General features: G+C 61.2%; 8 protein-coding genes and 3 pseudogenes. 6 read left to right on the forward strand and 5 right to left on the reverse strand.

Translation table 11 applies throughout. From position 1 onward, the window contains the following. Nucleotides 1–151: 151 nt before the first annotated feature. Nucleotides 152–421 carry a hypothetical protein gene (locus tag GQ59_RS31720; RefSeq protein ID WP_152564193.1) on the reverse strand — a complete coding sequence of 90 codons (270 nt, stop codon included), beginning with the start codon at nt 419–421 and terminating at the stop codon, nt 152–154. Nucleotides 422–1,099: 678 nt separating this feature from the next. Further along, entirely contained in the window at nt 1,100–2,959 is a 1,860-nt protein-coding gene (locus GQ59_RS02825; protein ID WP_037077155.1) for an AAA family ATPase, read from the reverse strand. A 209-nt stretch (nt 2,960–3,168) separates the two neighbouring features. On the opposite strand from GQ59_RS02825, the gene GQ59_RS02830 reads away from it, so the two are divergent. Both GQ59_RS02830 and GQ59_RS30885 read left to right on the forward strand, forming a co-directional pair. Further along, nucleotides 3,169–3,501: a helix-turn-helix domain-containing protein gene (locus GQ59_RS02830; protein ID WP_037077157.1), complete on the forward strand. Its 333-nt coding sequence runs from the start codon at nt 3,169–3,171 to the stop codon at nt 3,499–3,501. 281 nt (nt 3,502–3,782) lie between these two features. Then, nucleotides 3,783–3,926 (forward strand): annotated as a pseudogene (locus GQ59_RS30885) (DUF2312 domain-containing protein); the annotation flags it as partial. 86 nt (nt 3,927–4,012) lie between these two features. Here the strand turns inward: GQ59_RS30885 and GQ59_RS02835 are convergent. The 3 genes and pseudogenes from GQ59_RS02835 to GQ59_RS02840 all read right to left on the reverse strand — a co-directional run. After that, nucleotides 4,013–5,794 (reverse strand): peptidoglycan L,D-endopeptidase MepK, encoded by a 1,782-nt coding sequence (locus tag GQ59_RS02835; protein ID WP_152564195.1) that lies wholly within the window; start codon nt 5,792–5,794, stop codon nt 4,013–4,015. A gap of 278 nt (nt 5,795–6,072) precedes the next feature. Then, nucleotides 6,073–6,249 (reverse strand): annotated as a pseudogene (locus GQ59_RS33535) (helix-turn-helix domain-containing protein); the annotation flags it as partial. Between the two features lie 197 nt (nt 6,250–6,446). Continuing rightward, nucleotides 6,447–7,635 (reverse strand): annotated as a pseudogene (locus GQ59_RS02840) (sigma-54-dependent transcriptional regulator); the annotation flags it as partial. Between the two features lie 150 nt (nt 7,636–7,785). On the opposite strand from GQ59_RS02840, the gene GQ59_RS02845 reads away from it, so the two are divergent. From GQ59_RS02845 to GQ59_RS02860, 4 genes are all read left to right on the forward strand, one after another. Further along, nucleotides 7,786–9,642 carry a M3 family oligoendopeptidase gene (locus GQ59_RS02845; protein ID WP_152564196.1) on the forward strand — a complete coding sequence of 619 codons (1,857 nt, stop codon included), beginning with the start codon at nt 7,786–7,788 and terminating at the stop codon, nt 9,640–9,642. 108 nt (nt 9,643–9,750) lie between these two features. Then, nucleotides 9,751–10,938, forward strand: coding sequence for an aminodeoxychorismate synthase component I (locus tag GQ59_RS02850; protein ID WP_037077164.1), 1,188 nt, complete (start codon nt 9,751–9,753; stop codon nt 10,936–10,938). Then, a complete protein-coding gene (locus tag GQ59_RS02855; RefSeq protein ID WP_037077165.1) occupies nt 10,923–11,627 on the forward strand; it encodes an aminotransferase class IV family protein in 705 nt (234 codons plus the stop codon). The genes GQ59_RS02850 and GQ59_RS02855 overlap by 16 nt, the downstream gene beginning before the upstream one ends. Then, nucleotides 11,628–12,005 (forward strand): nuclear transport factor 2 family protein, encoded by a 378-nt coding sequence (locus GQ59_RS02860; RefSeq protein ID WP_037077166.1) that lies wholly within the window; start codon nt 11,628–11,630, stop codon nt 12,003–12,005. Nucleotides 12,006–12,017 lie beyond the last annotated feature (12 nt).

Below are 12,017 nucleotides of genomic sequence, written 5' to 3' on the forward strand. Positions count from 1 at the left end.
TAACCGGCGATGTCTTGCCCAGTCCTTTCGTGAACTGATCGATATCTGCCTGATGCTCAGAGTGCGTCGAAGCTCGCATGTTTGACGGGTCAGAAGGACTTTGTACTGAAGAGAAACGCTGTGGGAAAAGGCCGGAAAGGACGAGTGCCGACTACTCGGGTTTCTCCTTAGGAGGCACGTTGAGGCCGAGTAGATTGGCAACACGAAGATTTTGTTGAATATCGTCAGCCAAGGCTCGCTCCAGGGATTCACACAGATAAGAAGCGTGCGAGCCGGCATCACCACGTAGATCTTCTAAATCTTGAAGCAAATCTGCCAAGGTCACCCGCATTGCATGGCCGCATGAAATCTCGGTCTGGATTGCTAGGGTAAGGTTGCGGGAACGAAGTCGTTCCTGATCTACATCAAGCGTTTTGGACACGATTAGCTCCCGAGTTGATTGCAGAGGCTGAAGCTCTCGATGCGGGAGCATAAAGGTAGCCTCCCTTCTGCATCGTGAAGGGGGAAGAAGTTTCCTTTTTGCGCCGAGAGAATGGCAAGTGCATCACATCGGAACGCCAGGGACCTCAGACGCCGCCACCACCACGCATCAGACCATCGAAAACCGTCAATCTACTGACGGTGTGAATCGGGTTCACTATGCTCAACACGGATGATCCATCCTCATGGTTCGACCGCCTGGTCGAAGTCAGTGGAGCCGATCTCTTCAGGGCCATTGAGGAAGTCGAAAAGCTGGTCGTCATGGCTGGTCCCCTTCTAGCCGTCCGCGAACCCCACTCGCTTCCTGCTGATCAAGCAGGTCCGGAGGAGGGATTCGGGCGAGTTTAAGAGGTCGATCATAGTCGTGATTTCAGGCATCCTGAGCACGAATTCATATATGCCCAAGCGGCCCAGCGGTTCGCCCGCGGGGTCCATTAGCCGGAATGCTTCGCGATAATCTGACGCTGCTGCTTCCGACAACGCCAGTGTCGCAAAAAAATGCATGCCAATATTGGACCCAGATATCACCTCATGGCCATAAACGGTGAATTCCATCCTGCAGTCGCCTTTCAACTGGCGTGTCGAGGCACGCGAATCTTACCGCGATGGGTTCCCACCTTCAAATTTTATCGATCGTCATCTGTCGGTCGACGACGAGTTCGGCTGCTAGCCGCATCAGCCGAGTCTTTTCCTTCGTTAAGAGATCCTTGGTCGCTCGATATTCCCGAGCAAGGATATTATCGACTTCGGCGCGCATCTCGGGCGTAGGGAGAAAAGATCCATCGACGCGATCGGCACTCACCTGGTAGCGGAGCCACTTTCCAAGGCCATAGCTCCCCACCAAGCGATAGGCCAGCCGGGTCGCCTGGTCGAGATCGCTGCCCTCGAAACCGCCGGCTCCGATCGACCTACCGCCGAACACCACCTCCTCGGCAGCGGTGCCTCCGAGCATAATGCGAATCCTTGCCAGCAGGTCCTTGTCGACTGGCAGCGCCGTGTTCCGCATCTGGTAATGGACACGTCCGCCGTCCTGAACGGGCTCACCTTCGATCATATGGGACTCCACCCTTATGTTGATCACGTCCGCCATCCCCGACGCCATCGTCATCAGCGCGTGACCGACCTCGTGCACGCAGATCCGGTGAACGACCGTTTCCGGCAGCGGGATCTTCGCTGGAAGGCTCGCCTTGACGTCCTGAATGCTGACGACGCCCTGCCGAATCCTTGCTACCCGCTTTGCGGCCCGCGCAAGCCTTTCCAGGTCGGCAGGCGTCGCGAGTCTTAGGTTGTCGGTGACCTGACGGAGATCCGTTGCCGATAGGGAATGATTGACATGATAGGCCAAAATCTCGGCGCGCTCCTCCTCTTCCGGAAGATCGAGATAGACGTGCTTCTCCAGCCGGCCTGACCTCTGAATTGCGTTGTCGATCAGGTGTCCATAGTTCGTCGCCCCGACAATGATTGTTCCAGGCTTCTCGAGCGCATGCGTCGTCAGATCAAGAAACCTGCCGATCACGTTGCCCTCGTAGAACGCGTGGTCTCCGCGCATAGTCGAGCGATCGCCGATCGCGTCCAGTTCGTCTACGAGCAATACCGCGCCTCGACGGGATGTGGCGTCGGCAAAAGACGCGGACATTGCGGCCAGCATGTCGCCTAGGTAGCCTTTATTGGAGCCCTGCCAGGCGCCGACCGACGTCGAAACAAGGTCGAATCCTAGTTCGTTAGCTAGTGCGGTCGCGAACAGGGTCTTGCCAGTTCCGGGCGGGCCAACTAGCAGGATCCCTCTATCGACGTCTGACCAGGGAAGCCTACCTTCCCGCCAGTCTGCCACGTCCTGCTTTATAGCACCAACCCAGTTGCGAGCGGGTCCATACCCTGGGAGATCGGAAAGCTTAGGAGAACGGTCCGCTGTCGAAACGGGCTTTTCGAGGCCGGCCAGGTCGAGACCCTCCAACGATTTCCTGGCTGTGAGACCGATCAGGATCTCCGCCGGCTGCCGTGCGATTGCTTCTGCAAGCGGCATGTCGATTTGCCCTAAGCCCAGTACCCTTCGCGCGGCGATGACGTGCTTGGCTGTCGGCGCATTTACTTCCACGATCACATCTGCAGCTAACTGAAGGGAATGCCTCACGCCCTCCAGCGCCGTTGCGAGGTAGATAACCTGATGTTCGGGACGGAAAACTGTGAAGTCCTCGACGCCTTTGCCGGCTGTGCGACGCAGCGACTCTCCGATGATGTATACCGGCCGACGGAAGTCGTCATAGTACGAACGGTCCCGGCCGCCGGTCATCATGACCGTCGCCGCCGATTTTGCGTGCCAAATCCATTCTTTATCGACAAGGCATACAATGATCCCCGCAGCGTTGTTCTTGAACTGATCCGTCCCGCGAAGCGCGTGCCGAAGAGAGCAAAGCATGAGGAACTTCGGAACGTTTCTACTGGTCTCCAAGAAGACCTTATTGTCGAGGCGGTGATGCATTCAAACCGCCCCTGCCGCCTGGAGCCCGTTCACAATCGGCAGACTGATTCGGGATGCAAAGAACGTCTGGGAGATGAAACAGGAAGGATTCAGCACGATTAAAACTCCATTGGATGAAAATTTCATCCAATGGATGGCGTCTTCTGCTCGGCGTCAACATTTTTTTCCATCGATTTGCGGCGCCTGTGGATACATGCCATTGAATCCTTATGCTGATGGTTCCGCCAGAAATCCTGCAGGTCGCAAGAGCATTCCTTGGCTTAAGCCGGGAGCAGGTCGAGAAGCATTCGGGAATTTCGCGAGCAACGGTCTATCGCGTCGAACGGGGCGTGCGCGCTCTTCCCCAGTACGCACTACTGGTTCAGCACTTTTATGAGCAAAGTGGGATCGAATTCATAGCTCCTATCGGCGATCGTGGATGGGGTGTGTTCAACCACAATACCGCTGCGAACGCACGCGAACTGAACCGGTTTGACGACGCCGAGAAATCGACCGCCGAAGCTCCAGCGGAAGCGGCGCTTCCTAATGAAACGAACACCTGATGATAAGCCCATGATCAACGCGGCCAGGTAAAGGAGAAACATCGGCCGGCTGCCATCGGAGTGTCAAAGCCCGTCCTGCGGACGGGTCCATGCGACCTAAAGGTCGTACCGGACGGGCTGCGCCCGACAGTTTTTCTCGATTCGAATGAAAGCATGCCGGCCCTGCGCCAGCGAGAGGACACGCTAGTGCCGGCATGCATTCGAATCAAGGAGAAGCGGAATCCGCCTAGTCGGCGGATAAGTTGTTTTGCGAAGAACAGATATAACATGCAGGGGTTTAAGGCTACGACACGAAGATCATGAAAAAGGTCATCGCCCTGCGCAAGAAGGACGACCAGGAGCGCATGGAAGAGGATCTGATCCTCGATACATACCTCCAGGCGCTCGGCATGATCGAGGCCCCTGCCGACCAGGACGCCGCCTGAATTTTCTCAGGCGTGCAGACCAACAGAAATCATGAAAAAACCCGCCATTTCGGCGGGTTTTTTATGGTCTTCGATCAGGCGGGCGATCAGTTGTTCGGGCCGCTGAACCGGTTCGGGTCGATCGCCACCGTGGCGGCAACCGGCCTGAAGCCGCCGCCGGAATAGCCTGCCGAATATTCGTTGTTGAGGGTCCGGCTGACGACGCGCGGGGCCTTCATCGAGGCGGCCGCACTGGCACGATTGTTGTTGAGAGCCCATTTCGCCAGCGCATCGCCCGTCAGCGTGCCGCCATTTGCCGACTGCGGGGCATTCTGGTTCGGACGGCCGCCCTTGGCAGGGATCGGAAGCGCGCTTGTCGAAGCCGTGACCGGGCTGCGCGGCGTGTCGAAACCGTCGCCGAACTGCACGCCCTTGTTGGAATGGATCACCTTCGGGGAAGCCGATGCAGTTTCGATCGGCTTCTGGACCGGCATCGCAGCCGCCGCCATTGCCGGAGCAGGCTGGGCCGGAGCAACAGGCGTAGGCACCGCCGACTGGCGCGGCGGCTCGACACTCTGGGCAAGCGCCGCAACGAGGGCCGGCGTCAGCTCCTGCTGTTCCTCTGCCTTTGCGGCGGGAGCCGCAGCGGCGATGTTCGGCCGCTGACTGGGAAGCGGAACGGACGCGAGATCCTCCGGCGGCTGCATCGGGCCGACGGACGCGGTCATCACGCCGCTTTCTGCATCACCCTTGAAGCCGCGCGGTCCAAGCAGCGTCGGAACCGGAATATTGTAGGTCGAAAGATCGGCGAAACTCTCGCCGCCGGGCTGGACCGGAGCTGACGCCTGCAGGGCGAGCGCCTCCTGGGCCGGGTTGCGTGCCGGAGAATAGAGCGCAGTGGCAAGCCCGCCGCTGTCCGAACGGAAGGCCGGGCGCGAAAGGGGTACGGGCGCTGAAACCATCTGCGCCTGCGCCGGAGGCTGGGCCTGGTTCTGCATCTGGCCTGTCAGAGGCGAAGCCGACGCAACCGCGACGGGAGCTTCGCCCTCGTCGTCCGCAGCAGGCTTTGCAGCCGGAGCCGCACGCCGCGCCACGGCCGGAGCAGCGCTTTCCTCGTTATCCTCCTCCTCGTCGGCACCGCCGCCGCCGAACAGGAATGCCAGAAGGTTAGGCTGCCGCTTGCGTTCCGAGTCGCCGCGGATGCCGCCACCGGCGGTGCTGGCGATCTGGATCGAATCGGAGCCGACACGCCGCTTGTAATCCGCCATCGCGGTTTCGTAGCCGGGAAGCGGCTTGCCGTCGGCGGGAAGATGGATCGTATTGCCGTTCGGGAAGATCTGCACCAGTTCCTGGCGCGTCATGCGCGGCCAGGCGCGCACGCCGCCGACGTCGAGATGCACGAAAGGCGAACCCGAGGTCGGGTAATAGCCGACGCCGCCGACCTGCATCTGCATGGCGAGCCCGCGCAGGGTCGAGAGCTTCACGCCCGGAATGTAGAAATCCATTGCCTTGCCAAGCATGTGCTGGCTGTTCTTGGCCACACCGGTGGTGCGCGAACGGGTGCGCAGCATGTTGTTGGTGGTCGGCGAACGATAGGCGGAGACCACGTGGATGTAATCGGAGGCGCCGGAACGGCGATAGACTTCCCAGACGAGGTCGAAGAGCCGCGGGTCCATCCGGGCCGGTTCGTTGCGGCGCCAGTCACGCAGGAACTGGTTGATCTGGGCGAGGCCCTTGGGATCGAACTTGCCGTTCCGCTTGAACGTGATGACGGCTTTTTCGCCGGTATGGACGAAATAGAGCTTGAGGCTTTTGTCCTGGGCCGCGGCACCGCTTGCGGAGACCGAAAGCACGGGCAGTGCCATCAACGCCAGCAGGGTAAAGGCCATGACGCGCCGGGTCAGACCGACAAAAAGCCCAGCTTTGCCGCCGCGCCTTTTCTCACCCGAAGGCGCTTCTTTTGCATACTGATCCGGCAAAACGATCCCCGTCCTGTCGACAACGTCCCACGTTGCCTCAAATGACTGTCAATTGCGGTGACACGATGGCAAATGTGCCACACATGTACAAGCTTCTCACGTATAGTCAACAATTGACTAATCGAAGATTGACAGACGTTGACAGGACATCCTTGCGCGAAGGTTAACATTAGCTAATACATTAGGAATTACGCGGCTTCCTTCAGCGGATCATCGGGATCGATGCCGTAATCCTTGAGTTTGCGGTAGAGTGTCGAGCGTCCGATGCCGAGTTTACGGGCAACCTGGCTCATCTGGCCGCGATAGAACTTCAGGGCAAAGCGGATCAGCTCCTCCTCGACATCGGCAAGCTTTCTCACTTCGCCGGTCTCGTCGGTGCTGACGATGACGTTTTCCTGGGGATAAGCCGCGGCGAGCATCGCCTTCGCGTCCGGCCTGCCGGCGCGAGCCTTGTCGCTGTTGGCAAATACCGGCGAATCGGCAAGCGCCTCGCGCATGGCGTGGTCGGACAGGACGCCCGGTGCGGGCATGACGGCGGTCGCCGCCAGTTCCGCCTGCCTGAATTCCGGGATTTGCGCGGCGATCTGCGGAAAATCGTCCTCGGTGAGTTCGGTGCCCTCGGCAAGCACGACGGCGCGGAACACGGCGTTCTCGAGCTGGCGGATGTTGCCCGGCCAGTCGTAGGCCGTCAAAAGCGCCAGCGCGCCGGCGCCGACCGACAGCGTCCTGTTGAGCTTCTGTTCAGTCGAGAAGCGCTCGGCAAAAACGCGGGCGAGATGCGGGATGTCTTCCTTGCGGCGGCGCAGCGCCGGAATGGTGATCGGGAAGACGTTGAGGCGATAATAGAGGTCCTCGCGGAAGCGACCGGCCCGGACTTCCTCGATCAGGTCCTTGTTGGTCGCCGAAATCAGCCGGACATTGACCTTCTGGACCTTGGAGGCGCCAACGGTCTCGACCTCGCCCTGCTGGACGGCGCGCAAGAGCTTCACCTGCACGTCGAGCGGCAGTTCGCCGATCTCGTCGAGGAAAAGCGTGCCGCCGTCGGCTTCCACGAACTTGCCGGTATGTTTTTCCGAGGCGCCGGTAAAAGCGCCCTTCTCGTGGCCGAAGAGGATGCTTTCCACGAGATTGTGGGGAATGGCGCCGCAGTTGACGGTGATGAACGGCTTGCCGGCGCGGTCGCTGTTCGACTGGATGGCGCGTGCGATCATTTCCTTGCCGACGCCGGATTCGCCTTCCAGCACCACCGGGATGTTGGAATGGGCGGCGCGCTGGGCGAGATCGATGACCCTCAGCATGTCCGGGCTCGCCGAGATGATGTCGCCGAAGCCGACCGCCCCGGTGCGATGGCGCCGCCCGACGCGGGCCTTTGATTCCTTCTGGTCGACCTTCAGGGCATTGGTGATCGAGGCGCCGATCCGTTCCGGCGATACCGGCTTGACGACGAAGTCGAAGGCGCCGGCGCGCATCGCCTGCACCACGTATTCGATGCTGCCCTGGCCCGTCTGGACGATGACCGGCGTTTCGATGCCGAGCTCGCGGATGGCGGCGAGGAAGGTGAGGCCATCCATTTCCGGCATCATCAGGTCAAGCACGATGACATTGATGTCGGTCGCGGTGCGTTTCAGGAACTCCAGCGCCGCAAGTCCGTTTTCGGCAAGATGGGCGGCATGGCCGTAACGTTCCACCGCATTCTTCAACAGGCGACGCTGAATCGGATCGTCATCGACAACGAGGATTTGCGCAATCATGCTCGGCTCCCAGCAATGGTCATCATGGCCCTTTTAGGCTGTTATGCCGCTGGTTGTGTCAGAAAGCCTTGAACATCCCCTTTTGAGAAAAGCTTGCATTTTAACGGCCGGCAAGGAAAACAGGCGCAACAGGTTGAGAAGGAAAAAGCGATGAGAATGTCCGCACCCGCCCTCCCCGAAATTCCGGCCGCGCCCACCGCGGGCGCTGCCGCCTCCGACCCGGCGCTCGGCCTCCTGCCGGTCTGGAAGCTCTCGGACCTCTATGAAGCCAAGGACGCCCCGGCCTTCACCGCCGACATGGAAAAGGCAAACAAGCTCTCGATCGCCTTCGAGGAAAAATGGAAGGGCAGGCTTGCCGAAGCCGCGACGAAGACCGGCGCTGGCGGCATCGGCGAGGCGCTCAAGGAATACGAGGCGCTCGACGACCTGCTCGGCAAGATCGGCTCGTTCGCCGGCCTCACCTATTTCTCCGATACGTCGAGCCCGGCCAACGGCAAGTTCTACGGCGATGTGCAGGCAAAGCTCACCGACCTCTCCGCGCACCTGCTGTTCTTCGCACTGGAACTCAACCGCATCGACGACGCGGTGATGGACGCCTGCATGGACCGTGATCCTGCCGCCGGCCACTACCGTCCCTGGCTCGTCGACCTCAGGAAGGACAAGCCTTTCCAGCTCGACGACAAGCTGGAACAGCTCTTCCTCGAAAAGTCGATGACCTCCGCCGCCGCCTTTAACCGTCTCTTCGACGAGACCATGGCCGAACTCCGCTTCGAGGTCGACGGCGAGAAGCTGCCTCTGGAAATCACCCTCAACATGCTGCAGGAGCCGCAGCCGGAAATCCGCGCCAAGGCAGCGGCAGCCTTGTCGAAAACCTTCGGCGACAACCTGCGCGTCTTCACGCTGATCACCAATACGCTCGCCAAGGACAAGGAAATCTCCGACCGCTGGCGCGGCTTCGAGGACATCGCCGACAGTCGCCATCTGGCCAACCGCGTCGAGCGGGAAGTCGTCGATGCGCTGGCCGAAGCCGTCAGAGAAGCCTATCCGCGCCTCTCGCATCGCTATTACGCGATGAAGGCAAAATGGCTCGGCATGGAGCAGCTGAATTTCTGGGACCGCAACGCGCCGCTGCCGGAAACCCCGAACGCGCTGATCTCCTGGACCGAGGCTAAGGATACCGTACTCAACGCCTATCGCGGCTTCGCGCCGGAAATGGCGGATATCGCCGGCCGCTTCTTCGAGGAGGAGTGGATCGACGCGCCGGTCCGCCCCGGCAAGGCGCCGGGCGCCTTCGCGCACCCGACCGTGCCCTCCGCCCACCCTTACGTGCTCGTCAACTACATGGGCAAGCCGCGTGACGTGATGACATTAGCCCACGAACTCGGCCACGGCGTGCACCAGGTTCTCGCCGGCGACCAGGGCGCTTTGATGTGCCAGACGCCGCTGACGCTGGCCGAAACCGCTTCCGTCTTCGGCGAGATGCTGACCTTCCGCGCGCTGCTGGAAAAGACCACCGACAAACGCGAGCGCAAGGCCATGCTCGCCCAGAAGGTCGAGGACATGATCAACACGGTCGTGCGTCAGATCGCCTTCTACCAGTTCGAGCGCAAGGTCCACACCGCCCGCAAGGAAGGCGAACTGACCGCCGAGCAGATCGGCGAACTGTGGCTCTCCGTCCAGGGCGAGAGCCTGGGACCGGCGATCAAGATCTCGGAGGGTTATGAAAGCTGGTGGACCTATATCCCCCACTTCATCCACTCACCCTTCTACGTCTATGCCTATGCCTTCGGCGACTGCCTGGTGAACTCGCTCTACGCGGTCTACAGACAAGCCGCTCCGGGCTTCCAGCAGAAGTATTTCGAGCTCTTGAAGGCCGGCGGCACCAAGCATCACTCGGAACTGCTGAAACCCTTCGGCCTCGACGCCACCGACCCGTCCTTCTGGTCCAGGGGCCTGTCGATGATCGAAGGCCTGATCGAGGAGCTGGAGGCTCTGGATCGGGCGTAAGGCCCAAAGTCCCTCACCCTAACCTTCTCCCCGCATGCGGGGAGAAGTTGGCGGCAGCCGGATGAGGGCACGCACCCTGCATAAGGGGCAATTGGATATCGCAATGGAATGACAAATCACTCCCCGTTCGCGCTCTTTCGTGACGATCCCGCCGGCCGGAGCCTCGTCTTCGACCGGCCGAAGGACATCGTCATGGCCCGGACCGCCGCCGAGGTGCTGCCCGCACTTCGGCGCCTGGAAGAGGCGCGCCTCGCCGGCCAATGGCTGGCAGGCTATATTTCCTATGAGGCCGGATACGTCTTCGAGGACAAGCTACGGCCGTTGATCGTCGACGACCGGCCGACGCCGCTGATTGCCATGGGCATATTCGATCACCCCTCGGGCAACGAGCATCCGCTTGCGGGTCCGCCCGGCACCGTCGTCGATGATGGCTCCTCAGAGGGTTCGTTTCTCAGCGAACCCCGCGCGATGTGGGATCTGGACACCTACCGGGAACGGTTCAACCGGCTCCACCGGCACCTGCGCAACGGCGATTGTTATCAGGCGAACCTGACAATGCCGGTTACCGCCCGCTGGCACGGCGATCCGCTTGCCGCCTTCTGGTCCCTCGTCGCCCGCCAGCCGGTGCGCTACGGCGCGTTCGTCGATCTTGGGGGAGTTTCAGGAGATCCGGTCATCCTGTCGCGCTCGCCGGAACTGTTCTTCTCGGTCGATGCGGATCGCTTTATCGAGACCCATCCGATGAAGGGCACCGCCCCGCGCGGCGTGACGGACGAGGAAGACGAAGCGATCATCGCGGACATGCTCGCCGACGAAAAGACGCTCGCGGAAAACCGCATGATCGTCGATCTGCTGCGCAACGACATTTCGATGATCAGCGAGGTCGGCACCCTCTCGGTGCCGAAACTTTTCGCGATCGAGACCTATCCGACCGTCCACCAGATGGTCAGCCACGTGCGGGCGAAGCTGCTGCCCGAGATCGGCTTTCCGGACATTCTTGCGGCTCTCTTCCCCTGCGGCTCGATCACCGGAGCGCCGAAAATGTGGGCCATGCGCATCCTCGCCGATCTCGAAAAGGCACCGCGCGATGTCTATTGCGGCGCGATCGGCTGGTGCGATCCGGCCGGCCCGATGCGTTTTTCGGTGGCCATCCGCACGATCACGCTTTTCAATGACGAAAAAGCCGTCTTCAATGTCGGCGGCGGCATCGTCTTCGACTCGAAGGCCGAAGCCGAGTATGATGAGTGCCTGTTGAAGGCACGCTTTGCGGTGGGCGACCAATGGATTTCTCGCTGATCGAAACAATGCGCTGGGAACCGGGCGACGGCTTGCTTCGGGTAGACCAGCATCTGCGCCGGCTCAGCCGGTCGGCGGACGCGTTGGGTTTCCGCCAGCCGCCGGCGGATACGCTGAAACAGCTTCAAGCGGCCACGGCCGGCGCAGAGACGCCGCTCCGTGTCCGTCTCGTCATGACCTATCGCGGCAAGATCGAGATCACCACGACGCCGTTCACGCCCCTGCCCGCCGATACGCTCTGGCGGATCCAGGTCGCCAGGACGACGCTGCCCTCGGACGATCCGACCTATCGCCACAAGACCTCCCGCCGCGAACTCTACGAGGCCGCGCGCGACGAATTTACGCCCGAAGAGGCCGATGAGGTGATTCTTCTCAACGAGCGCGGCGAGGTCTGCGAAGGCACGATCACCAACGTCTTCGTCGAACAACCGGACGGCTCGCTCCTCACGCCGGCGCTCTCGAGCGGCCTGCTACCCGGCATCCTGCGCGCCGACCTGATCCGCGAGGGAAAAGCGAAAAGCCATGTTCTCCGGCTCGCCGACCTCGAAAACCGCCGCTTCTTCGTCGGCAATTCGCTGCGCGGCCTGATCCCCGCCGAACTCGTCGCCCAGGCGGCCCGATCTGAAATGCCGGCGGAAGCCCCTCGGCAGGCCGCCCGCCCCGCCAAAATGGCCCGAGCGGGCCGGTAAATGGCCGCATCCGAAACCCTTGCGGATCATCTGCTTGCGCTCGAGATCGCGCTGCAGAGCCGCGAGGTCCGCGGCTCCGAACAAAAGCTGCGCGAACTGCTGGACCCGGAATTCCGCGAATTCGGCCGCTCCGGCCTCGCCTACACGTTCGAGGACATCGTCACCCGCCTTGTCGCAGAGATCGGCCCGGACAACACGTCGATCTCCGATTTCAGCGCTACGATGCTGAGCGACACGATCGCGCTCGCCACCTACCGCGGCACCCGGGTCAACGACGACGGCAACAGGCTCTTCGCCAACCGCAGCTCCATCTGGCGCCTCGACCCCGACGGCAAATGGCGCATGGTTTTCCACCAGGGTACGGCCTCGAAGCCCTAACCTTGGCCCAGA

Origin of the sequence: Neorhizobium vignae (genome assembly GCF_000732195.1) — a bacterium.
In the GTDB taxonomy this organism is placed as follows: domain Bacteria; phylum Pseudomonadota; class Alphaproteobacteria; order Rhizobiales; family Rhizobiaceae; genus Neorhizobium; species Neorhizobium vignae.